Annotated in this window: 25 protein-coding genes and 1 tRNA gene; 15 read left to right on the plus strand and 11 right to left on the minus strand. The window is 57.1% G+C overall.

Annotated features, from left to right (window positions below; genetic code table 11):
* Positions 1-162 precede the first annotated feature (162 nt).
* Complete coding sequence (locus tag M3484_RS22405) at positions 163-1032, plus strand: glycosyltransferase family protein (RefSeq protein WP_249499323.1); 870 nt, start codon at positions 163-165, stop codon at positions 1030-1032.
* A 197-nt stretch (positions 1033-1229) separates the two neighbouring features.
* Here the strand turns inward: M3484_RS22405 and M3484_RS22410 are convergent, their stop codons facing one another.
* Positions 1230-1607 (minus strand): hypothetical protein, encoded by a 378-nt coding sequence (locus tag M3484_RS22410; protein ID WP_249499324.1) that lies wholly within the window; start codon positions 1605-1607, stop codon positions 1230-1232.
* Entirely contained in the window at positions 1607-3721 is a 2115-nt protein-coding gene (locus M3484_RS22415) for a type ISP restriction/modification enzyme (RefSeq protein WP_249499325.1), read from the minus strand. The genes M3484_RS22410 and M3484_RS22415 overlap by 1 nt, the downstream gene beginning before the upstream one ends.
* Positions 3722-4134: 413 nt before the next feature.
* Between M3484_RS22415 and M3484_RS22420 the strand changes: the two genes are divergently transcribed.
* Genes M3484_RS22420 through M3484_RS22430 form a run of 3 tightly spaced genes read left to right on the plus strand, consistent with a single transcriptional unit; the run spans position 4135 to position 5996 of the window.
* Complete coding sequence (locus tag M3484_RS22420; RefSeq protein WP_249499326.1) at positions 4135-5409, plus strand: site-specific integrase; 1275 nt, start codon at positions 4135-4137, stop codon at positions 5407-5409.
* 37 nt (positions 5410-5446) lie between these two features.
* Positions 5447-5749, plus strand: coding sequence for a type II toxin-antitoxin system Phd/YefM family antitoxin (locus M3484_RS22425; protein WP_249499327.1), 303 nt, complete (start codon positions 5447-5449; stop codon positions 5747-5749).
* The gene (locus M3484_RS22430; RefSeq protein ID WP_249499328.1) at positions 5730-5996 is read left to right on the plus strand and encodes a Txe/YoeB family addiction module toxin; all 267 of its coding nucleotides are present in this window, start codon (positions 5730-5732) and stop codon (positions 5994-5996) included. The genes M3484_RS22425 and M3484_RS22430 overlap by 20 nt, the downstream gene beginning before the upstream one ends.
* Positions 5997-6107: 111 nt before the next feature.
* Here M3484_RS22430 and M3484_RS22435 read toward each other — a convergent pair whose 3' ends face one another.
* The 4 genes from M3484_RS22435 to M3484_RS22450 form a co-directional block, all read right to left on the minus strand.
* Complete coding sequence (locus M3484_RS22435) at positions 6108-7310, minus strand: beta family protein (RefSeq protein WP_249499329.1); 1203 nt, start codon at positions 7308-7310, stop codon at positions 6108-6110.
* Positions 7300-7848 carry an ImmA/IrrE family metallo-endopeptidase gene (locus M3484_RS22440; protein WP_249499330.1) on the minus strand — a complete coding sequence of 183 codons (549 nt, stop codon included), beginning with the start codon at positions 7846-7848 and terminating at the stop codon, positions 7300-7302. The genes M3484_RS22435 and M3484_RS22440 overlap by 11 nt, the downstream gene beginning before the upstream one ends.
* Before the next feature lies 1 nt (position 7849).
* Positions 7850-8446: a hypothetical protein gene (locus M3484_RS22445; protein ID WP_249499331.1), complete on the minus strand. Its 597-nt coding sequence runs from the start codon at positions 8444-8446 to the stop codon at positions 7850-7852.
* 247 nt (positions 8447-8693) lie between these two features.
* Positions 8694-9935, minus strand: coding sequence for a hypothetical protein (locus M3484_RS22450; RefSeq protein WP_249499332.1), 1242 nt, complete (start codon positions 9933-9935; stop codon positions 8694-8696).
* 178 nt (positions 9936-10113) lie between these two features.
* Between M3484_RS22450 and M3484_RS22455 the strand changes: the two genes are divergently transcribed.
* Positions 10114-10701, plus strand: coding sequence for a hypothetical protein (locus M3484_RS22455; RefSeq protein ID WP_249499333.1), 588 nt, complete (start codon positions 10114-10116; stop codon positions 10699-10701).
* Between the two features lie 133 nt (positions 10702-10834).
* On the opposite strand, the gene M3484_RS22460 is transcribed toward M3484_RS22455, so the two are convergent.
* Together M3484_RS22460 and M3484_RS22465 are read right to left on the minus strand one after the other, a co-directional pair.
* Entirely contained in the window at positions 10835-11287 is a 453-nt protein-coding gene (locus M3484_RS22460; RefSeq protein ID WP_249499334.1) for a hypothetical protein, read from the minus strand.
* A 7-nt stretch (positions 11288-11294) separates the two neighbouring features.
* Complete coding sequence (locus tag M3484_RS22465; RefSeq protein WP_249499335.1) at positions 11295-11669, minus strand: hypothetical protein; 375 nt, start codon at positions 11667-11669, stop codon at positions 11295-11297.
* Between the two features lie 858 nt (positions 11670-12527).
* Here M3484_RS22465 and M3484_RS22470 point away from each other — a divergent pair.
* Positions 12528-12764 carry a hypothetical protein gene (locus M3484_RS22470; RefSeq protein WP_249499336.1) on the plus strand — a complete coding sequence of 79 codons (237 nt, stop codon included), beginning with the start codon at positions 12528-12530 and terminating at the stop codon, positions 12762-12764.
* Positions 12765-12998: 234 nt separating this feature from the next.
* On the opposite strand, the gene M3484_RS22475 is transcribed toward M3484_RS22470, so the two are convergent.
* A complete protein-coding gene (locus tag M3484_RS22475) occupies positions 12999-13673 on the minus strand; it encodes a recombinase family protein (RefSeq protein ID WP_249499337.1) in 675 nt (224 codons plus the stop codon).
* Between the two features lie 538 nt (positions 13674-14211).
* On the opposite strand from M3484_RS22475, the gene M3484_RS22480 reads away from it, so the two are divergent.
* From M3484_RS22480 to M3484_RS22490, 3 genes are all read left to right on the plus strand, one after another.
* Positions 14212-14466, plus strand: a complete 255-nt coding sequence (locus tag M3484_RS22480; RefSeq protein ID WP_249499338.1) for a hypothetical protein — start codon at positions 14212-14214, stop codon at positions 14464-14466.
* A gap of 196 nt (positions 14467-14662) precedes the next feature.
* Positions 14663-15313, plus strand: coding sequence for a phage tail tape measure C-terminal domain-containing protein (locus M3484_RS22485; RefSeq protein WP_249499339.1), 651 nt, complete (start codon positions 14663-14665; stop codon positions 15311-15313).
* Positions 15298-16026, plus strand: a complete 729-nt coding sequence (locus M3484_RS22490; protein ID WP_249499340.1) for a hypothetical protein — start codon at positions 15298-15300, stop codon at positions 16024-16026. Before M3484_RS22485 ends, M3484_RS22490 begins: the two co-directional genes overlap by 16 nt.
* A 323-nt stretch (positions 16027-16349) precedes the next feature.
* Here the strand turns inward: M3484_RS22490 and M3484_RS22495 are convergent.
* Both M3484_RS22495 and M3484_RS23855 read right to left on the minus strand, forming a co-directional pair.
* A tRNA-Arg gene (locus tag M3484_RS22495) sits at positions 16350-16426 on the minus strand.
* A gap of 58 nt (positions 16427-16484) precedes the next feature.
* Positions 16485-17933, minus strand: coding sequence for a sensor histidine kinase (locus M3484_RS23855; RefSeq protein WP_249499341.1), 1449 nt, complete (start codon positions 17931-17933; stop codon positions 16485-16487).
* Positions 17934-18365: 432 nt separating this feature from the next.
* On the opposite strand from M3484_RS23855, the gene rpmH reads away from it, so the two are divergent.
* The 6 genes from rpmH to M3484_RS22530 all read left to right on the plus strand — a co-directional run bounded on the left by rpmH (position 18366) and on the right by M3484_RS22530 (position 21485).
* Positions 18366-18500 (plus strand): 50S ribosomal protein L34, encoded by a 135-nt coding sequence (rpmH, locus tag M3484_RS22505; protein ID WP_092895917.1) that lies wholly within the window; start codon positions 18366-18368, stop codon positions 18498-18500.
* Between the two features lie 149 nt (positions 18501-18649).
* Positions 18650-19081, plus strand: a complete 432-nt coding sequence (gene rnpA, locus M3484_RS22510; protein ID WP_249499342.1) for a ribonuclease P protein component — start codon at positions 18650-18652, stop codon at positions 19079-19081.
* Positions 19078-19374: a membrane protein insertion efficiency factor YidD gene (yidD, locus tag M3484_RS22515; protein WP_249499343.1), complete on the plus strand. Its 297-nt coding sequence runs from the start codon at positions 19078-19080 to the stop codon at positions 19372-19374. The genes rnpA and yidD overlap by 4 nt, the downstream gene beginning before the upstream one ends.
* Complete coding sequence (locus M3484_RS22520; RefSeq protein ID WP_249499344.1) at positions 19371-19727, plus strand: fluoride efflux transporter FluC; 357 nt, start codon at positions 19371-19373, stop codon at positions 19725-19727. The genes yidD and M3484_RS22520 overlap by 4 nt, the downstream gene beginning before the upstream one ends.
* Positions 19724-20776: an RluA family pseudouridine synthase gene (locus M3484_RS22525; RefSeq protein ID WP_249499345.1), complete on the plus strand. Its 1053-nt coding sequence runs from the start codon at positions 19724-19726 to the stop codon at positions 20774-20776. The genes M3484_RS22520 and M3484_RS22525 overlap by 4 nt, the downstream gene beginning before the upstream one ends.
* 1 nt (position 20777) lies before the next feature.
* Entirely contained in the window at positions 20778-21485 is a 708-nt protein-coding gene (locus M3484_RS22530; RefSeq protein WP_249499346.1) for an ATP12 family chaperone protein, read from the plus strand.
* Positions 21486-21698 lie beyond the last annotated feature (213 nt).

Consider the following 21698-nt stretch of genomic DNA (forward strand, 5'->3'; position numbering starts at 1 on the left):
CGGGGCAACGCCATGCCCGGCAGGGCAACGACCAGGCCCGCTTTGCGGATTTATGCGGCCATACACCGCCATCCGCGCCTGGGTAACGTCTTGTCATCGGCGGCGTGATAGCAGAGTCTTATTCGCGGCCGGATGCGGGCCGATCCTCCACCCGGGCGAGACATGCAGTATAGTTCAATTGGCCAGTTTCTGGAAATGGCGAAGCCCGCACCGGGCAAGGGCCCAGTGGCGCTGATCCTTGCCGAGGACAATTGTGAGACCGCCGCGACGCTGCGCCATCACCTCAGGCTGGGCTTCGGGCGCGTCGTGTTGCTGGCCGGCGAAGAGATCATCCTGCCCCCCGAGCTGGAAGCGCAGATCGACCGGATCGAGACCGATGCCTTTGCAGAAGACGCGCTTGTCACTGCCGTGAACCTCATCGCCCAGGGGATGCAGGGCGAATGGATCTACTACGGCTACAACGCCGAATTCCTGTTCTTTCCCTTTTGCGAGACCCGCTCGATCCGTGATCTGACCACCTTCCACAGCGAAGAGCGCCGAAATGCGATGCTCAGCTATGTGGTTGATTTGTATTCCTGCGATCTGGCCGCCCATCCCAACGCTGTCTCGCTGGACCACGCCCATCTCGACCGCGCCGGCTATTACGCCCTGCCCCGCAAGGATCCGGAACGCGACTGGGTCGAGAAAGAGCGCCAGATGGATTTCTTCGGCGGGCTGCGCTGGCGGTTCGAAGAGCACGTGCCCTGGGCGCGGCGCAAGATCGACCGCATCTCGCTGTTTCGTGCAACGAAGGGCGTGAAACTCAGGCCGGATTTCACCTTCTCGGATGAGGAGATGAACACCTTTGCCTGCCCCTGGCATCACAATCTCACCGCAGCGGTCTGTTCATTCCGCACCGCAAAAGCGCTGCGCACCAATCCCGGCAGCCGCAATGAGATCCGCAGCTTCCGCTGGCACAGCTCTGAACCGTTCCGCTGGGACAGTCACCAGCTGATGGATCTGGGCCTGATGGAACCCGGACAATGGTTCTGACCGCTGCCTGAGCGTTGTCTGTCACCTGCGGGCAAACTTGCCGCAATTGACAGGTTTTGGTCCGCATTTGCCATTCACGGCTTCCGCAACGGTGTTTTCAGTGCTTTTGGCGGTCTTCCAGCGAGCGGCAGACAGGTAAGGGTCTTAAGTTGGGCGCGAGCAGCTAGCCTCGTTGACGGAGGCGACCAGTCCAAAATCTACCGTCCACATGACTTCGCATCGTCAAGGTTTCCTGCGTATAGCAAGCAGGTCTCGATTTCATCTAGCCTCGTGGCCATCCCTCTCGCCAACTCGAGGTTTTCGTTGAAATCGTCGACCAGCTCATTGTGCTTTCCCAGCAGTGCAGCATGGGCCTCGGCACATTCCGTGACGTTCGATTTGCAGGTGAACCCCTCGTAGTTGCATTGATACTTGTCGAAACAGGCGGCGTTCTGGTCGACGCACATACCGCTGCTCGAACAGACCTTGTCCCCATAGTCGAGGCAAGCTGGCTGCGTGCCGATCCGGCAGGAAAAATCTTGGCCTAGTGCGGGCGAAACGAGCGTCAGGGCCAGCAGCAGGATCGGCAGCCGCATCACATCACCTCCAGCTTCGGCAGGCTGCGGACGATTTCCATGGTTCGCAGGCTGACGGTGACGACGCGTTGGAAGAGTTCCAGCGGGTAGGCGGGGTTGTTCATCGTCTCGACGGCATAGCGGTTGGCGTCGTTTTCGATGCCGCTGTCCTTGTCGGTCTTGACCACCTGGCGTTCGATCACCCACTCCAGCGCGGGCTTGCCGTTCACGACGTAGTCGTAAGCCTCCAGTGGGATATCCTGCATGGTTATGTTGGCGTTGTAGATGACGGTGGTCTTGTCCTTTCCCTTGCCCGCCTTGCCGAAAGCCCATTTCGTGACGGGGTAGAAGGCTTCGGGGTTCTTGATGTCGGCCAGGCGCAGGTCGCCTTGCTTGATCGTGACCTTGTAGGGTTCGACCGTTTCGTAGTTTACGTGCAAGTCGCCGAGTTCGCGGCCAGCGCGGCTGAATGCCCAGAAGTCAGCGGCGGTTTTCACGCGTGGGATGCGAGGAAGTTCCTTGGACAGGTTATCGGCATATTTCGCGCGGTATTCCTCGGAGTGAGGCAGGCCGTAGACGTAGCAGAACAAGTCTTCTTTGGTGACCGTCTCACCGACATAGGCGTCTTTGAATTGCTTCAGGCCAGCGTCTGTTATGCCATCGCGTCTCTGAAGACCGCCTTCCATATCATTCTGCGAGAATAGATCATCTGAAGAATCCGCGTCCGATGTTTGCTCATACAAGTTCAGGGGAAAGCACTGAGCCCCACCGTCAGGTTGAAGACACACAACGCGATCAATCATCGGTGCCAGTTGGCCATCACCCCGCCAGTTTCCCTTAACCATGATTGCCCGATTCAATACGCTATCGTCAGGGAAGATTTTGGGCATTTGATATACCACCTCATTGAGGCGGCGGCCAAAAAATATCCATTGAGGACTAAAGGGTCGATAGGTCGCCTTCGTGAGCACACCTTCGCCGACACTAAGCGGCTTGTTGCGCCGAAGATCGGATTTCAGGCTTCGCGTCCAAGCTATTTCTTTCGGATCAATCGATAAGACATCCTCAAGATCCTCGACGTTGTAAAGTAACCCGCTTGAATGTAACCGCGCTCGCCCAACCTCGTAGAAGTTGATCAGGCGGGTGACGTTTGAAAGCAGATCTGCTCTGCTTAAGTTGAAACACCAGCTGTCCCGATTTGTGACCACGCCAAGCGAGTAATTCTCAAATAACGTTACTTCAGTCTTGTCCTTCTTGTCGCCAACGCTGATGTATTTTTCAAAGCTGCTGTCACGCTGGTTGATCCAGTCATGTTGTTTGTCCGGTGTGATGGTAGACCAAGCATTTGCTTTGGAAATTCCGCCAATACTGGAAAAGCTCCTGATAAGATTCAGTTTTTTTTGATCTAAGTAATCACCGATGTCGTGAAAATGAACGCGGCCATGTTCGGCGGCGTCAGGGTTCTTAACGAAAATGCTGATTGATACAGGAGTTCGAGTTCCTTCCCCAAAGACGTTTCCCTTTTCCTTGCGGCGCTGTTCACCAGACGTGCGGGCGTTTCCCCGCAAGTGGAAAACAAAGTGGTCCGAAAACTCTTCTTTTAGACAAACCCGCATGCCATCTGCAGCATTTCCGTCGACCCAGCCCGCGTTGCTTACATAGGCCATTACCCCCGCATCGCCGATACGGTCAGATGCCCAACGGATTGCTCTTATATAGCTGTCATAAAGGAACCTTTGCAGCGTTGCCTTTGAGCGAGCGCCGTAGGTTTCTGAGATCCTCGCATCAAGGGTTGGGTATTCGACGTTCTTAGCATTGTCGTCTTCACTTCTTTGACCCGCCGAATAAGGCGGGTTGCCCACAATCACCCGAATGTCCGTCGCCTTCTGCCGCTTCCGTCGTTCCGAGTTGTCGGGCATGTAATGCGAGATCAGATCGTCGCTTTCATACATCTGGAAGGTGTCGGTCAGGCAGATACCCTCGAAGGGCACATATTCGCCGCCCTGCAACCCATGATAGACCGCCTCAATGTTGATCGCAGCGATGTAGTAGGCCAGCAGCACGATCTCGTTGGCGTGGATCTCATGGAGAAACTTATGCTCCATTTCTTCGGGCGCGATCAGGCCAGATTGCAACAGGCGGGTAGCCTCGCGGTGGTTCGGGAAGGGCCTGCGTGAGCATATCGCCTGTGACGGGGGAACGCCTCTCGCCACAACGGCACTGAACCGAAGGCCAGACACGCCAAACCACGCCACGAGGCAATTTCGTGACGCAAAAGGCAGTTTTGCCTGGAGTTTACATGAATTTTATGGCGGACCCAGAGCGATTCGAACGCCCGACCCCCAGATTCGTAGTTTCGAGGCATGGTCAAAACCCCGTCAAGATGTGACATTTCGAAAGAAGGGGGCAGGCTTTACAAACTACTGTTTTATAACGATTCATTTTCACATTCCGTAAGCCATTGTAGCAGGCCGATTCTGCGGCTAGACCGGATTCTGCTACAGCAACTGTAGCAGCATTGTAGCAGGCGGCGGGTAGGATCGGACGAATGGCAACGCGGATCAGATTGACAAAAGCAGCGGTCGAAAGGCTCTCGCTTGAACGGGATGGACAGTGGATCGTAGACGCGGAGATGGCGCAACTGGTGGTGCGGCTGACCCCCACGTCAAAGACCTACACCGCGCGCTGGTCCGGGCGTGACGGGAAGCGGAAGCAAGTCACCATCGCCCCTGTCGGTTCGATCAGCGTTGACGAGGCGCGAAACCGGGCGCGCAAGCTGGTTTCTGACGACACGAATCCGACTGTCGAGACTCTGGCCGATCTGTTCGGGATTTGGGATGAAGCCTATTCGACCAGCGGCGGCGAAGAACACGCGGACAACATCCGGTCAGCCTGGAAGAACCATATCGGCCCGGATCTCGGCAAGAAGAAGATCAGCCGCCTGACGCATGACGCGCTCCAAGACTGGTATAACAAAAAGATCAGCGGCACCTGGTCCAGCCCGAACGGAAAGGTGCAGGACGCACCATTCGCCGCCGCCACGGTCAACCGCTGGATCGCCTATCTGTCGAAGTTTTTCACCATCGCCCGGAAGCGCGGGCTGATGACCGGAAACCCGCTGGAAGGTATCGAGAAAAGCACCGCGAAGCGGCGGCTGGACATATTCACCCTGGAGGACGTGGACACCCTCTCAGACCGCCTGACGGCGGTGCAGGACAAGTACCCTGTCGGTGTGGCGCTGATCCGGTTTCTGATGATGGTCCCGGCGCGCGGTATCGAGGCGCGGGAACTGCGCTGGGCCGATCTGAACCTGACGGCGGGGACATGGACGATCCCGGCGGATCGGTACAAGACCGATGAAGATAAGGTTTTTGGCCTCCCTCCCCATGTCGTCCAGTTTCTGAGCGCCCTACCCCGCCGGTCGAACACCTATGTGTTCCCAGCCCCGAAGGATGCCGGAGCGCCTGTCAGGAAAGAGCATCAACGCGATGTTTGGGAACGGGTCCGGCGAAAGCCGCTTGGCGCCCACGCCCTGCGGAAAACCATCGCCACGGCCATGTTGAACAAGGGGGTGCCGCTGGAAGCGGTCAGCAAGTTGCTGGGCCATTCGTCAACGCTGGTAACGCAGCAAGTGTATGCGCACCTCGCACCTGCGGTAGCGGGCAAATATCTGGAGGTTTGGCACCATATGCTCAACGATGATGCTGAGGACGCCCGCCAGAAGGCGCTGGCGGCATCCGATCCGGGAACCATACAGATGCTGGAAGTCCAGAAGGCGCTGGCCGTGGCGCAAGCCAATGGTGAGGAAGATCCGGCCCCTTGACTTGTACAGAATATGGTACATATTGAGGCCAGAATATATGAGCATCAATATAGATCCGAAACAGCACGATATGAACATCATGACCTACACGGATGCTCGCAAGCATCTGAAAACCGTCATGGATAACGTCATCCATGACAAAACCGAAACCGTGATTACCCGCACGGGGCAAGAGGCAGTCGTGGTCGTCAGCAAAGAGGAATGGGACTCGATTCAAGAGACCTTGCACCTGCTTTCGTCACCCGCGAATGCTCTCCGCCTCCGGGAATCTATCGCCCAACTGGATGCTGGGCGGGGAACTGAGCGAGAACTGATCGAAGATGAGGCTGACATTCTCTGATGCTGCCTGGGATGACTATCATCACTGGCGGCAGACCGATGCGAAGCTATTTCAGCGCATCAACGACTTGATTAAAGAAGCCCAGCGCTCCCCCTTCAAAGGGACCGGAAAGCCCGAACCGCTCAAAGGTGATCTGTCCGGCTGGTGGTCGCGACGGATCACCAGCGAACATCGGATGGTTTACAGGGTGGCCGGGAAGGATCAGGCGCAAGCGCTTGAGATTGCGCAGCTTCGGTATCACTACTGATAAAGTGAAAAGTAAAACTCCGGCCTATCTTGCGCAAAGGACCACAGATCAGATTCCTTGAAAGGGGCGGAAGTTCAGAGATATCTCCGCCCCTATAAACCCTGACCAATATCACAATAAGTCGTCAAAATCCGAAGCGCCGCTATATAATTTCAGTCGCTTCAACTGCTGTTGTATATGAATATTCATGCGCACCGAAATCCAGTGAGATGGACTCGATGAATTAACCTGTCCACCTGCCGCAGATCGTATTTCCCGAACACCCCAAGATGTAGCGTCTCTGCTCAAATTATCATTTATGAACCTGTCGTCAGATACAACCTTGCTAGCGACGCTTCTATAGTGGTGAGAGTAGGTGGTGAGATACTGCTTATCACTTCCTTTCCCTTTTGAAAGGCGCTTTTCTCGGTGATAAAATACCGCATCACCTGCGAATGGATAGTCAATCCTCGGACGCCAACCGTTTGCTCCGGTAACTGCGTCATTTCGCGTCGGGTTTATCGAACCATAATCACCAAAAATAACATTTGAAAACTTGTTGTGAACTTGTCGCGAGACTGCTGCATGAAGGACAACCTCCTCTTCACTGAATTGACCGCTATCTTCGCCACCAATATCTGTGACTGAACTTGGAAAGGAAGTTGAAACCACAACAGGAACAACCTGAGGAACAATATCAAAAACCGCATCGAGTATCTTTGCGGCCTCGACCGCGTGAAGATCTCCGGTTCCAGGGCGAATGTAGTCGTAATCGAGAAAAAATTTAACGATCCCACCATTTCTTGTGTGGCTCTCAATTCTATCTTGTAGTGCGATCAAGTCAGCATCAAATGAGCTATCAGTTTTAGCGGACGCTCGATATCCAATAACTTGACATTTACTCGCAAGCGCATCAAACTGATTGCAAAGCGATGCAGCATAATCGTCCCAAGACTGCCCGTCTGGAGGGTTAACTTGAATTATGGGCGCACATCCACGCTTATTCACCTGTATATTTGTGACAAAATCCACCCAGTTCCTGTATCCCCCTCTCCAATCCCTCAAGTTATTTGTTTGAGCAGAAGACAAATCATTAACACGGGTCACATCGAGAAAAAACTCCTGCGCATCTGAAATTTCAGCACCGACAAAGGACTGAATCGAGACAAAATTATACTCCTGCCTTGTTTTGGCAAAAGTGCTAGGATGGTTCTTTCTTCCACGAGTCAATTCGACAATCGGAACGATACCAAATCTCTGGTCAGCCGTTAGATTCTTGAAGGCTTTTATTTCGGCCTGCCCCGTCTTGAGGATTAAATGATACTTATTTTCCATTATTCAATCCAAGGTTGGCAAGGCGAAAATCAAGCGCGGCAATTGAAACTTGCAGGAGCTTCGCAGCGGTCGCTACATCATTGCTAGCCGCCTTCAATGCTTTCCTCACACTCGCCTCAGGCATAAGCAGATTGGCAGCGAAATTATTCGCCTGTCGTTCTACAGGATTTATTTCCCCATCACGATGCAAGATCCTCTCACCGACAGCCATTCTTTTAATATCAGAACGATGCAACTGATAATGACCGTACTCATGCGCCATAGAAAACCTCTGCCTATTGCGATGATGCCTCTTATTTATCCCTATTTCAAAATCTTCATCCGAATTACACTTTATGTAGGCATCTTTATCTTGAAGATCGACATATACCAGACTTAACGCTTCATCCCTTGCAATTAAATCTTCAATATTTGCCGCATCGTAATCTGTTAGCAAGTCATGATTCTTGCAATATTCCAGAACTCTCTCTGCCGTATCCAAGGCAGATGAAAGCATCTTCGGAAGTTTTGACTGATATCCGGGGGGAGTTGGCCTCATTTCATTGCTCCTCTTCTTCCAGAATTCGAACTTCTAACGCCTCTAACCTGCGCTCAATGGCATTGACCATCGAGATAAACTCACCACGCTCTGGTATAGGAAGGTTATTCAGAAGTGCACGAACATCTTGCGTCACTATATCAACTTGAGCAGAAGCCGCATCAATAATTTTCTTATGACCATCGACCTGACGAAAGTATCCATCAATAAGGGTTGGCAATTCCTGCTCAGCTTGCGCCTTCAAGCTAGACTTAATCGTGTATGCGCCGACCGTTGCTACGATAGCAATTATCCCGATCAGAACGGTTATGACCGAACTGTAGAATCCAGTTATTGTTTGAAGATATGAAGAGTCCGACCACACCTTAGCTTCGCCAAAATAGCAGAACTGGAATTTTTTAGCCTCGTAGCATGATTCATTTGAGTAAAAAACTGATTCCGACATGAATGCATAAAAGCCGTACGCAACTGCGAACGACGAGATCAATGACACTACGACACAGAAGAAAACAATCTTAGTAAGCAAAAACCCTGTCGCGGTTGAAATTTTAGACATCCCACTGCCTTCATTAAATTTTGCCTTCATCTGTGCTGCCACGATTTCAAAATCCGATCAAGTCTCTGCTTCTCGGAATCGTGGCCGCTCCCGCACAAGGCTTGCGGGTTGTTCCTGTTCATCACTCACCATTGCAATGTTGCCGTGGTGAATATGGACATGGCCCACAACCTCGGTACCTGCACCACAGAAGGCACGGGTATGACACGGACTCAGGAACTCAGTAGCCCCCGTCGATACTCAAATCTATCTGCCATACTTGCGGGATGCTCCAAGGCATTTATGTGCATCACTCTCCAGCCTCGCCTGACTTGATTGCCTTGGCAAGCCGCCGTGCTCCATTCCGTCCGACATCTATTCTTGCCCCTTCTGGACCGAAGGAAGCGGAACCCGCAAACCCTAGCAGCGCACCAAGGGCCTGCGCTCCCTCGTCCGGGGAAGCTCCAGGCTGCGCGCGGTCGAACAGGCCGTGCGTGACACCCTCAATCCATTCGCGAGGAACTTCGCCTTTCTTCTCGTGCTGGACCTCTAGCACGGTCTCGATGATCCAGCTTGCACGGCTCAGGTCATAGTTGAACTGTTGGAGATCGCGCGCAGCCTTGGCGTCAGCCTCATAGAACGACTTGAGCCACCCTGCGGCATATACAGCGGCACCGACAGCGACCACACTACCGATGATGCCACGAGTTAAAAGAATCCAGTCGATAGCTGTATGGGTGCTATCCGCGCTCAGCGCGGCGAAGCTCTGAAAGGATAGCGCTCCGGCTACGCCGGACACTGCCAGAGAGGCAAAGAAGACGCCCCAACGCATCGCATTAGCGCCGCGAGGGAGTTGGCTGGCAGCGGCTTGCTCTCGTGCGGTTTGAGACAGCGTTTCCAATAACCGTCGCCGTTCGGCCATGTGGGATTGCAGCGACAGTTTGGCGCGCTCAGCTTCAATCTGTTCCAGCACAAGACGATGTTCATCCCGTCTCGACGCCTCGCGCTCGCTGGCTAGGTCATCCGCCTCAACCCGTCTTTCATCTGCCAGCTTGATACGCTCATCAAGTGTGTCCAGCATTTGTCTATGAGTTGCTGAGAATCCGTCGATAACTGCTCGAAATGCATCTGAGTTCTCGGATGCCTCATCATAGGTGGGATCGGCGTCTGATCCTCCCACAATGTCAAATACTTGCTGAACCTCTGCATTCCGGGATGCCCAGTTCCCAGAGTTTTGTCCAAAACGAAGAACAAATTCGTCAAACTTCGCGGACGGCACAATAGAACCTTGATAGGCGACTATTTGCCGCCTGAAATTGATCGTGATACTTCTCTCGCTATCCAACTTAATCGAGAGCTTAGCATCAGTGAAATTGAAGCGCCCTTTCAGCTTCTTTCTATCTATATCTGCGGGTGACAAATTGACACCCGGAATATATGAATAGTATATATTTGGGGGCGTCTCACTTAATATCTTGCAAATTCTCTCAAAAACTGAAACCACAGTGGCATCGTCAGTTTTGTTGACGCGGCGAATAATCTCGTGGCTCATTGTATCACCTTAGCATTTTTGGCGTTACCGTAAGGCCCTCGCTGAGGTTTGCATAGCCTGAACCAGATATTTCGTGACCGGCACCCATTGCTCCCGTCAGGTGGTTGCCGTTTTGACGGCATACTCTCGCCCCATACGGCTGTCACCGCTGCACAGTGAAAGCGATCAAGGCACATACATGTTGAAGAAATCCACGATCTCCACGTCTACCGCCGCTATAATCGCAACAACCTTCGGTGGCGCGGCTCTGGCCGATCCCTGCCCCGGACAGATGTTCGTTGCCAAGAATGAGACTGCTCCCCCAACGTCAGTTAGTGCTTCGGACATCGCCACCTTTGTCGCAGCCGCGCCGTGGGCAGAAGGGGTCAGGGTAACGGCAGAGGAGCGCGACGCGGAACTCTGGGTGGACGTGACAGAGTTCCCTGGTAACACAACCGCCGCTGCTGCTCCCAGGACAGCTTGGCTTGTCGGCAGGATCATGGACACAGATGCCACAACAGTCGTCTTTTTCGACGCAGATCAGGCGTTGTTCCAGATCGAGGCGCGGGCGCTGAAAGACATCGGGTGCCGCTTCGTGGTCGGCGAAGAAGCCGGAGAGAACCCAATCGCATTGATGCGAGAGTTCTATGATGCGGTAACGCGTTATGGTTCGGGTGAGAGGATCGCACCGCGCTTTACGGGAAGCCTTCTCGGAGACACCACCACAGCCATGACGGCAAATAATGAGGTGTTCGTGCCAGAGTGGATTCTGTCAGCAGTCAAGTAGAGGGTGAAGTACCGCAACAGGCCCCGGCTACCGCCGGTGTGGTGCCGTTATCCAAGAACTTGCGACATTGAGCAACCGCCAGAACTGATGAACAATCTGGCGGTTGCCGATTTCACGAGCATAAGAATCCTGATTAGTGCACGACGCGCCCGGCAGAGCTTTCCGTCAGCATATCAACGCTCAGGAACAGGTCCGGGCTGATTGGATTGAAGGACATGTACCACGACCTAGCCTTGACCATTCCCCCGCCGCTCTTGTTGACCACCCGCAGCCATTCCCGGTCGATACGCCCGCGCGCCCACGGTATCCACTCGGTGACAGCATCCGGTGGCAGATCAACGGTGATCCGTACAGCACGTTTGTTGGGGAAACGGTGCGGGCTATCGGGCGGCAGACCAAGCAGGGCCTTCTCCTGCAAAGTCAGGGGACGGCCATCTGTCAGTTCATGCCCAAGCGGCGAAGTTTGGGTGGTGAACCAAACAGCGTTGAGGCAGAAGGTCCGCGTCATCGGAACCTCCCCTCTCGTCAGCCCTTCGGCCATGATTTTCGGCAGGTATTCGAGGGCAGTGTAGTGATGCAGGATCATGCGCCCCTCAGTGAATAAAAGGGTGAGGTTTGGCCGGGACCTGATTTTCGCCTTCCGACGCAGTGCAATCGTCCACATCATCTTCGTCGCAATCAAGGAACGCCAGGTCGTCGGGGTCGAAACCCATCTTTCCTGCCCAATAAGTCCAAGCATCATCTGCCTTGTCTCGCCACAGGTCATAGTTATTGCGCATCACGGTAAGAGCGAGCCGCGCCGCACGGCGAAACTCCACGTCGTTCCCACAAAAATCGACATCGAAAGCCATTTGATCATCACCGAGGAGATGTTCATAAAAATCTCCCACAGTTGAGGCACGGTGCCCAATCAGGAAAAAGGCCGCGTGTGGTGCAAGATTGGCCGCATGAGTGTTAAGCCGCGACAAATCACCCTTCGCATTAAAGGCAACAGCGACGATCTTATCCCCTGAATTGTCTTCCGCCTCATCAACAGACAGATTGGAAACAACACCGACCCCGCATTTAATATCCGCGAATACCTCAACTGCGGCGGCGCATACGAGATATCAAAAAGCGCAAATGCCGTCATCGGGCCGGATTCGCAGTAGGTATATGCTGAATTCAGTTCCAGCTTCCTGGCTCTATCTTTCGTCATTTCTTGCATCTTTCGAAGCCTCCTTGCGCTACATGAGCAACGAGCTAGGCGCACCCGAAACCCAAATCAACCCCCTGAATTGATGTGACTTTTCGCACAAAATGGCACATGTCACGCTTTGTGACACATCGTCAAAATCAATATTGCATGGTGCACTCAATTATGATCAAAAACCATGCTTATTGTCACGAATTGCGACACCCAATCCTCCCCAATACAACAAATGGAACCTTTAAAAATAATTCTGCACCAGATAGACAGTTTCCAGACTGAAAACAAAGATGCTGTTCTGAGAGCATTGAGCGCCTCGGATTACTGATCAAAGACTCACTGGCGAATCTGGAAAGCCTAAAAGGCACCTTGCGCGATGCCTTCAGTGAAGTGATCCGGGCTGGTGCATGAGAAGCTGGTCCTATACAGCCTCAAGGATACGCTTATCCGGCGCTTACAGGGCCTGGACGCGTCAGACGATCTTATGCGCGGGGTGATCGGTCACAGCACGGGCCAGAGGGCCTTGAGGAACTATAAGACACCGTTAGGGCAGTCGCGTGAGGGGCTGGCGAAGATGCGGAAGGCTCTGGACGCGATTGTTTATTGGTGACTAGATCGGGGCGTTTGGAGGAAGGTAATGATCATTACACATCTAAATATCAGTGCGTCAGCCTCTCAGGCTTTAGATCTTTCAACTACAGTGCCGATCTCAGCGGCTGCTATCCCGCGCCCGGATGGAGGGTTGAATATTTCAGGTTTCATCGGAGAACAGCGCGGACATTATTATCAAATCTCGCTGACACCCGAAGACATGCTCCGGCTGATGGAAACAGTTGTGACCAATTATGTTGCAGCGCGCTTGCCACCGGAGTAACGCCGCCGTCAGGCAGGTGGGTGACAGCAACCCTAATGGCCCGATTCTACAAAAAATTTTCTGGCCAGAGAGGGCTGGCCGGGGAAAGCAACTGTATCCGGATTTCGGTGATTTTTGTGCAGGCAGCTACTACGCGCCCGGCCAGACCAGGGGGTTACCCCCGCCTGGGTCCCCCCTGATTTCGGCTCTACAGGCCTTTGCGGCCCATGGGCGGGCCTGGTCAGCCCTGCCTGGTCACGCGGCCAGGCGCTGCATCACGTTGCGAACGGTGGTGGCGTACCAATCGCCGCCTCGCGCGGTCTTGATACCACGACGTTTCAGTTCGTCAGCCAGCGCGCGCAAGCTGGTGAAGCCTTCGGCCTGGATCATTTGAAGGGTCTTCGCCAGCTTGGCAGCGCGTTCGTCAGCGCTGGCCCGCTGTGCAGCCACACCCGCACCGTTACCACGTGCGGCGCGCAACAGGGCTGCGGCGCCGTTGGGGTTGCCCAAGCGGGTGCCGCGCGCCTTTGCGGCAGCAAGTGCGGCCTTCGTGCGTTCACTGATCGCGCGGGCTTCCTCCTGCGCCACCACCGCCATAATACCGATGGTCAAGGGCGTTGCGGCCTGGTTGTCGCAGGCAACGAAGTCAACGCCCGCGTCTTGCAGGTTCAACAGAAAGGCAGCGTTACGGCCCAACCTATCAAGTTTGGCAATTACCAGGCGCGCGCCGGTCAGTTGCGCGCATTCCAGGGCGGCTTGCAGTTGCGGGCGTGAGTTCTTCCGACCGCTCTCGACTTCCACGAACGCACCGACCGTCACCGCGCCGTGCGCCGCAACATAGGAGGCAATGGCGGCTTGTTGCGCTTCCAGGCCCAGGCCTGATGCGTTCTGTTTTTGGGTGCTGACGCGAATGTAGCTGACGATCTTCATCCCAAAGCCTTCCTGTATAAACCTACCTAACGCCCGTTACTTAAGTTTATACATGCGCCCCGTAATATTCGCGAGTCCATTCAATGACTTATCAGGAAACAGTCGCCGCGATTGTTGATCCGCGGTCGGTCGATAAGGCTTGACTTGCCCGCCCCGCTCGATTGGCGTCAGGAACGAATCGTTCTCTGTTTGTTTCAGAATGGGCTCCCCGCTTGGCTCGGGCGTTCTCGCGCCCTCATTATGCGCGGCGACTGGATAGGTCCGGATTGAACCCAATTTGATCAAATTATGATGGATCGCTCGGGATGGACTGCAACTGAGAATGATTCTTAACTGATGCACCACGCAACCGGACTGCAACCTGATCTGGTCGGGATTGCAACCCAGGTTGCATAGGTGCTGTTCGGGTGACCGAAACCGGCGCCGCCGGACGTTCAGCTAATCGAGCGCCAGTATCTCACCCAAGCAGCGCCACAAATCGAACACGCGGCGGCGAGACACACAACCTGTTACAGCAGCCAGATTGAACGGGACAACCATGCGTATTGCTCTATCCGCCATTATCGCCCTGACAATGGGTATCGGCAGCCTCCCCGCACATGCCGACGAACTTCTTGAACAGGTCGCAACTGTCATCAACCTCAACGGCCATCTCTGCGCCCGCGTGACCGATGTGCGCCCACTTGAGCAGTCCAATACATATGAAGTGACCTGCATCGAGTATCGCGGGGGATCGGGGACCGTGCGCTACATTATGAATGCAGCGACCGGCGTTGCATTCAAAGCAGGCTGATCGGGCGTCTGGTCAGTGATTGGCGGCGCGGGCGGCGTTTTCCCGCGTCAGCGGGCGGCAGGGTCGGCAGGGAGGTGGCAGGGAGGTGGCAGGGAGGTGGCAGGGAGGCCTGCCTGCCGAAATATTCATTTAATATCAATACATTACTCAATTCGACAGGCTTGGCAGGGAGAAATCGCGTTTTCTCTCGGCCCCTATGACGGCATATATTTTTTATGTGCGGGACTCCACTTCCGCCGGTGGCGGCAAAGGCAAGGGAAAAGGCAAAGGCAGTAAAGAGAAGAAGACGGACGACGAGAAGTCCTACGAGAAGCTCATCAAGAATATCAAAGATACCACCAACTCGTTGAACGACGAGAATGATGCTCTGATGTTGGTCGCTTCCGGACGCACCAAGAACGTTGAGACTGCGCAACTGATGATTGAAGCGGCCCGCCTGACCGGTGGCGCCGTCGATGCGACCACGCTCTCCCTGATCAAGCAGAAAGAGGAAGCTGAAAAGCTCAACGAGAAGCTCAAGATTCTCGCTGCCGACCCGCTGAAAGAGTGGCTGGACGGCGTCCCCTCCTGGATTGAAGCAGGGCAGCAGATCGAGACTGAGGTGTTCCAGTCCCTGTCGGATTCCATTTCTGACATGATGCAGAAAGGCACGATGGACTGGGAATCCCTCGGGGATGCCATGGTCGGGATCTTCGCTGACGTGATCGCAGACAAGGCGACGAAAGAATTCCTCAACCTGATGGGCATGGGGGGGGAGGAGACGGCCAAAAAGCCGGGTTCAACCTCGGTGGAATCCTGGGCGGACTGTTCAAGTCGCCGGGCGATGAGATCGTGGACGCATCGGTAGGTGATGCGGCGCAGATGGCTACCGGCGCAACGACTGCCGGAACGACCATCAGCACCGCTATGACGACCGCCGGGCAACAGGTTGCGATGCAGATCCAGCAGGCAATGACATCCGGCGCGGCTGCTGCCGGAGGCCAGGTACAAGCTGGTATGCAAGCCGGGGGCGCTATGGCCGGAACACAGGTGACTGTGGCCGGGACCACCGCCGGTGCAACCATGCAGTCCGGCGTTGTAGCTGGTGGTGCGCAAGCCGCGTCCACAATGAGCAACAGCATTGCCGCAGCCGGTGCGGGCGGCGGTGGTGGTGGGGGCTTCATGGGACTCTTTGGGGGAATGCTCATTCCTGGCATTCTCCACGATGGCGGGCCGGTAACCGGTGCCACCGGTAATCGTCCCATTCCGGCGGCGCTGTATCAGGGCGCACAGCGCTACCACAGCGGCGGACCGGTCCTGAAAGCGGGGGAAGTTCCGGCGATCCTGCAAACGGGAGAGCATGTTCTGTCTCGCGCTCAGGTGGCTGCGATCCAGGCGGCGAACAATACTGTGGGTGGCGGTTCTGGCGCTGGCGGCTATCAGCCGGGCGCTCCGGTGACGACGAACAACATCAGTATGAACATCTCGACGCCGAACGCGGATTCGTTCCGGAAGTCGCAGAAGCAAATCGCCTCGGATATGGGGGCAGCTACCCAACGAGCGATGAAGTCGAACACCTGATCCCGGCGGCGCCGGGATTGGTCCAAGGGCGGTGACTGTGAGGGGTCGCCGCCCTTTTTGTTTCTCGCCGGACCCGGCTCCCGCCGGACCTCCATCGCATTACCAAACCTGCCCAGCGCTGGGCCTGCTACAGCCCTGCTACAGCTATCAGACCACCAAGCGGAATATTGCACCACGCGAATCGGGATGTGACGAATTGCCAATCAGGCGTGTCCCCTGCACTCCCTGCTACAGTAACCAATTGATTTGTAGCAGAACTGTAGCAGTAGCAGCGGCACGGCGGAGCCGATCTCGCTTAACTGCCTGATTTTCCTATGGAAAAGTGGCGGACCCAGAGCGATTCGAACGCCCGACCCCCAGATTCGTAGTCTGGTGCTCTATCCAGCTGAGCTATGGGTCCGCTGTGAGGCCGGTATCTAGAGGGCGCGGCGGGGGGATGCAAGAGACAAAATGCAGCCTCACTCGATTTGCTGCGGATCAATGACAAGCGCGATCTTCGGGAGGTGGATCATGAACTCCGTTCCTTCGGAATCGCTGTGCAAAAGCTCGATCCGGCCGCCATGGCCGCGCACCAGCTCGGAGGAAATCGCGAGGCCAAGCCCGGTGCCGCCCTTGCGCACGCCGCCCTGGAAGGCCGCAAAAAGATGCTCGCGCGCCTTTGGCGGCAGGCCCGGGCCGGTATCACCCACCCTGATCCACCATTCAGAATCACTCTCTCCGGCGGAAATCTCGATCGTGCCGGCCTGGCCGGTCGCCTCGATCGCCTGCCGCGCATTCCGGATCAGGTTCGATATTACGCGGTAAAGCTGTTCACGATCGGCGCGAAGCGAGAGATTCGCTGCGATATCTGTCAGTGAGGTCACAAGGGCCGCGGGCGGCAGCTCTTCGCCACTGGACAGCCCCTCGCCTTCGATCACCTCATTCACCAGCACGGCCAGCGGAAAACGCGTCAGCTGCGGCGGCGCCTCTTCGGCCTTACCGAAAGTCAGCGTCGCCTCGCAAAGGCTCACCGCGCGGCTGATCGAATTGACCAGTTTCGGCGCAGAGCGTGCCACGACCGGATCGGCGCTGCCCTCAATCCGGTCGGCGAACAGCTGCGCCGTGGTCAGGATGTTCCGCAGATCATGGCTGATCTTTGCCACCGCGCCGCCAAGCTGCGCCAGCCGTTCCCGCTGTTTCAGCGCGCCGGTGAGCTGACGCTGCATGGTGGCCAGCATCTCCTCGGCCTCACGCAATTCCTCGACCCGGGCCGAGGGTTCGATCACTGTGCGCGCATCTTCGGGCGCCTCGGCATAGGCCTTCATATGCAGTACCACGCGCCGAATCGGATGCACGATCAGCCGCTGCGCCGCGAGGAACAAAAGCACCGCCATCACCGCCGAGATCAGCGCCGAAAACAGCAGGAGCCGCCAGGCGTATAGCAGCATCGCCTTGCGCAAAGGCTCTTGCGGCATGGTGATCTCGATCAGCTGGCCGCCCTCCTGGACCGGGCTGCCAATCACCCGCACCACCCGGTGCTCGGCGTCGAACAGCGTCGACAGCGCATCGCGGATCAGCTCCCAGGGGCCAGAAAGCCGCAGATCGTAATCGGCATGGACCGGTTCCGGCACCGGCGAGGACAGCACCAGCTGACGGATATCATCACGCCGCAGCACCACGTTATAGACCCCGGCATTGGCAAGCAGTTCCGCCTCGAGTTCAGGCGAGACGCCGCTGTCCGAGGCCAGTTGTGTCAGCACCGCGATCTGCGCCTGACGTAAGCGTTCCAGCAGAAAATCAGCGCGATAGCGGGCAAGCGAGGGAACAAAGATCAGCACATCGGCCAGAAGGACGAAAATGACCGTCAGCATGAGGAAACGGCCGGACAAGGTCCGCAAAAACCGCCGCCCGCTTTGCCTCTGCGTCACCCGTCCCTCCTTCGGCCTGGCCTTCCGCGCTGGCCGTCTGTTCTGCCGCCCCGGTTTGCCGCCCGCTGCAGTCCCGCCAGAGGCTTTCGCCCCATTTCGGCGGGCCGTGCGCGGCGGGGATCCGTATGACCCGCCCGTTCCTGAAAATATCTAGCAAATCGCGGGCAGGTTGGACAGTATGGGAAGACCCATGTAAAAGCTGCAAAACAACGCCGGATCAGCAGGGTTTCCTGTCAGGATACGTTGACTTGGGCGCTGGCTGCCCCTATAGGCCGGGCTTCAGGATCAACGTCCGCGAATCCCGCGCCGTCCAGGCGCAGTGGGAAAGCAGCGACAGGCATCCGACTGAGATATGGCCGCGAGGCCGCGAGATATGGCCGAAAGGCCTGGAAACAGGCCCCGGGCCACAACAAACGCAGAAGGAATGCCGCAATGAAGCGCACCTATCAACCCTCGAAGCTGGTTCGCGCCCGTCGCCACGGCTTCCGCGCCCGCATGGCCACCAAAGGCGGCCGTCTCGTGCTGGCTGCCCGTCGCGCCAAAGGCCGCAAGGTTCTTTCGGCCTGATCTGCCACCGCCCTGCACCTGCAGGGCCGGAGGAACGGATAATGGCACCGCCGGAGGCAAAGGGTATGAGGCAATTTGCCGGACAGCCCGAAAAGCCTCCGGCGGTTTCCGTTTTGGAACATCCAACTGCCCGCAGATGGGAAGAGTCCGTGACGGAATTGCACAAATCAAACAGTTCGGCGCTTGTGGTCATCCCGCAGCGTAAAGATTTCCTGAAAGCCGCTTCGGCGCGGCGTCAGGGGACATCATCTTTCCTGCTTCAGGCCCGCGACCGGCGCGATGGCGATCAGGTCACGCGGATCGGCTTTACCGCTTCGAAGAAGATCGGCAATGCGGTGGCGCGCAACCGGGCCAAACGGCGGATGCGAGAAGTGGCGCGGGCCGTTTTGCCCGAGCTTGGTCGCGACGGCTGGGACTACGTTCTGGTGGCGCGGCCGGAGGCAACCCTCGCCCGCGTTTTCAGTGACATGGTGAGCGATCTGCGCGACGCCTTCGCCTCGGTTCATCGCGAAAGGGCGCCAAAGCCGCCGCGCGACTCTGCGACCGGGCCAGCGCCACCACCCGCCGGAGCAGGGCAATGACCCCCCTCGCCTTCCTCGTCTCGCTGCCCGTGCGCGGCTACCGGCTGCTGCTGAGCCCCTGGGTCGGGCATGGCTGCCGGTTTCAGCCGACCTGCTCGGCCTATGCGATGGACGCCCTGTCACGGCATGGCGGCCTTAAGGGCGGCTGGCTTACCGCATATCGGCTTTGCCGCTGCCATCCCTGGGGTGGCGCGGGTTATGATCCGGTGCCCGGCTCCGACCCGGAATTTGATAAAATGTTGCAAAAGGGAAAGCCCGCAGCAGAAAACCCGCTGATAAGGGGGAAGAAATGATGCATTTTTCTGGCCTCTTTGCCCTCGCTCTTGGGGGGGCCGCCGGCACTGTGCTGCGCCATCTGATCATTTCCCTTTTCGGCGCGCCCTGGGCCGTCGCGGCCATCAATATCACCGGCAGCTTTCTGATCGGTCTCGCCTGGGTCATGCTGAGCCAGCGCCTCTTGCTCGGCCCGGTGGTGATGACCGGCCTTCTCGGCGGTTTCACCACCTTTTCCGCCTTCTCACTCGACACACTGAAACTTATCGAGACAGGCCGCCTCGCCGAAGCGCTGGCCTATGTCGCGGTTTCGGTCTTCTTTTCACTTTTCGCCGTCTTCCTCGGCGTTACTTTAGCGAGGCAGCTTTCATGAGCGGCGTTCAACTGATCCAGGTCACCGAAGATGATGGCGAACAGCGGCTGGACCGCTGGCTGAAAAAGCGCTTTCCGCAGCTGACCCAGGGCAATATCGAAAAGATGTGCCGCACCGGCCAGATCCGCATCGAAGGCGGGCGGGCAAAGGCGGCAGACCGGGTGCAGCCGGGCGAGACGATCCGCGTCCCCCCCCTCCCCGCCGCCGAGGCGCCGGTGCGCGAACAGACCAAAGGCGTCTCGGATGCCGATGCAAAGATGATCCAGGCCGCGGTGCTGTGGAAAGACGAACATATCATCGTGCTGAACAAGCCGCCGGGCCTGCCCTCGCAAGGGGGGTCGGGCCAGGGTGACCGCCATGTCGACGGGCTGACCGAGGCACTGAAATACGGCTATAAGGACCGGCCGAAGCTGGTGCACCGGCTGGATAAAGACACTTCGGGGATCCTCTTGCTGGCGCGGACCGACCGCGTCGCGCGCGCGCTGTCCGAGGCGCTGCGCCACCGGCTGACCCGCAAGATATACTGGGCCGTGGTCGCCGGCGTGCCGCATCCCAAACAGGGCTCGATCAAGTTCCACCTGATGAAGGCGCCAGGCCGTGGCCGGGGCGGCGAAGGCGAGAAAATGATCGCCATTCACCCCGCACAGGCCAAAGACTACCCGGACGCGAAACGCAGCCAGACCGATTACTTCACCCTCTGGTTCCTTGGCACAAGGCTGAGCTGGATGGCGCTGGAACCGGTGACGGGCCGCACCCACCAGCTGCGCGCCCATATGGCGGAAATCGGCCATCCCATTCTGGGGGATGGAAAATATGGCGGCGGCGATATGGAAAATGCGGGCGATGGCTGGGGAGCTGGCATCGGCGGGGATCTGTCGAAAAAGCTGCATCTTCATGCGCGGTCCATCGGGTTTGAACATCCGATCACCAAAAAAGAGATGCTCTTCCAGGCGCCATTGCCCGACCATATGAAACGCACCTGGAAAGCCCTGGACTGGAAGGAAGACGACGTCCCCTCCGATCCGTTCAAAACCTTCGGAGGGCGCTGAGATGTCGGCCTGGGCCCCGAAACGGTTCTGGAAAGAGACACGCCTTGCCGAGGCCGATGGCGGCTTCACCGTCCATCTGGACGGTCGCCCGATCCGCACGCCGCAAAAGGCGCCGCTGATCGTGCCGACGCGGGCACTGGCGGACCTGATCGCCACAGAGTGGGAGGCGCAACAGGGCAAGATCGACCCCGAATCGATGCCGGCGACCCGCTCGGCCAATTCGGCGATCGACAAGCTCAGCCAGCAGCGCGAGGCCGTGGTGACCATGCTCGCGGCCTACGGAGAGACCGACCTGCTGTGCTACCGCGCCGAGCGCCCGCTAGCCCTTGTCACCCGCCAGGCCGAGGTCTGGAACCCGATCCTCGACTGGGCGGCCAACAGCCTGCAGGCGCCACTTGCCGTGACCGCCGGTGTGGTGCCGGTGGCGCAGCCTGCGGCAAGCCTCGCCCGGCTGACCGCCGAAGTGGCCGCGCTGGACAATTTCCGCCTCACCGCCTTCCACGATCTGGTGGCGATCTCCGGCTCGCTGGTGCTTGCGCTGGCGCTGATCTCCGGCAGGATTGACGCCGGGCAAGCCTGGGAGGCCTCGCGCCTCGATGAAAGCTGGCAAAGCGAGCAATGGGGCGTGGATGAAGACGCCGCCGCAACTGAGGCCGTGAAGCGGTCGGCCTTTGACTTTGCCTGGCGATTCTACGGATTGTGCGGGTAACAATTCAGGCTGATTTCCCGGGAAAGCCGATCTGAGCAGCATTTTTCCGGCGCAACGCCCAGAAAAACGGCGATTTTCCCGCATTCGTACCTCGGCTATTGACCGATAAGCGACCTTGCTCTGAAAATATGCTCATCGGGCGATCAAAGACCCGAGAGACAGCCTGCGAACAGTCAGGCGACACCCCCGCCGCGGCCCGGCCGATGGCGGCAG

The sequence above is a fragment of the Pseudomonas sp. GX19020 genome (assembly GCF_023371075.1).
In the GTDB taxonomy this organism is placed as follows: Bacteria; Pseudomonadota; Alphaproteobacteria; order Rhodobacterales; family Rhodobacteraceae; genus Pseudogemmobacter.

Excerpts from the sequence above, each read along its gene's own strand:
- M3484_RS22405 (WP_249499323.1), top strand. The coding sequence starts at position 163 with ATGCAGTATAGTTCAATTGGCCAGTTTCTGGAAATGGCGAAGCCCGCA.
- M3484_RS22410 (WP_249499324.1), bottom strand. The coding sequence starts at position 1,607 with ATGCGGCTGCCGATCCTGCTGCTGGCCCTGACGCTCGTTTCGCCCGCA.
- M3484_RS22420 (WP_249499326.1), top strand. The coding sequence starts at position 4,135 with ATGGCAACGCGGATCAGATTGACAAAAGCAGCGGTCGAAAGGCTCTCG.
- M3484_RS22425 (WP_249499327.1), top strand. The coding sequence starts at position 5,447 with ATGAGCATCAATATAGATCCGAAACAGCACGATATGAACATCATGACC.
- M3484_RS22430 (WP_249499328.1), top strand. The coding sequence starts at position 5,730 with ATGAGGCTGACATTCTCTGATGCTGCCTGGGATGACTATCATCACTGG.
- M3484_RS22435 (WP_249499329.1), bottom strand. The coding sequence starts at position 7,310 with ATGGAAAATAAGTATCATTTAATCCTCAAGACGGGGCAGGCCGAAATA.
- M3484_RS22440 (WP_249499330.1), bottom strand. The coding sequence starts at position 7,848 with ATGAGGCCAACTCCCCCCGGATATCAGTCAAAACTTCCGAAGATGCTT.
- M3484_RS22450 (WP_249499332.1), bottom strand. The coding sequence starts at position 9,935 with ATGAGCCACGAGATTATTCGCCGCGTCAACAAAACTGACGATGCCACT.
- M3484_RS22455 (WP_249499333.1), top strand. The coding sequence starts at position 10,114 with ATGTTGAAGAAATCCACGATCTCCACGTCTACCGCCGCTATAATCGCA.
- M3484_RS22460 (WP_249499334.1), bottom strand. The coding sequence starts at position 11,287 with ATGATCCTGCATCACTACACTGCCCTCGAATACCTGCCGAAAATCATG.
- M3484_RS22470 (WP_249499336.1), top strand. The coding sequence starts at position 12,528 with ATGATCATTACACATCTAAATATCAGTGCGTCAGCCTCTCAGGCTTTA.
- M3484_RS22475 (WP_249499337.1), bottom strand. The coding sequence starts at position 13,673 with ATGAAGATCGTCAGCTACATTCGCGTCAGCACCCAAAAACAGAACGCA.
- M3484_RS22480 (WP_249499338.1), top strand. The coding sequence starts at position 14,212 with ATGCGTATTGCTCTATCCGCCATTATCGCCCTGACAATGGGTATCGGC.
- M3484_RS22485 (WP_249499339.1), top strand. The coding sequence starts at position 14,663 with ATGACGGCATATATTTTTTATGTGCGGGACTCCACTTCCGCCGGTGGC.
- rpmH (WP_092895917.1), top strand. The coding sequence starts at position 18,366 with ATGAAGCGCACCTATCAACCCTCGAAGCTGGTTCGCGCCCGTCGCCAC.
- yidD (WP_249499343.1), top strand. The coding sequence starts at position 19,078 with ATGACCCCCCTCGCCTTCCTCGTCTCGCTGCCCGTGCGCGGCTACCGG.
- M3484_RS22520 (WP_249499344.1), top strand. The coding sequence starts at position 19,371 with ATGATGCATTTTTCTGGCCTCTTTGCCCTCGCTCTTGGGGGGGCCGCC.
- M3484_RS22525 (WP_249499345.1), top strand. The coding sequence starts at position 19,724 with ATGAGCGGCGTTCAACTGATCCAGGTCACCGAAGATGATGGCGAACAG.
- M3484_RS22530 (WP_249499346.1), top strand. The coding sequence starts at position 20,778 with ATGTCGGCCTGGGCCCCGAAACGGTTCTGGAAAGAGACACGCCTTGCC.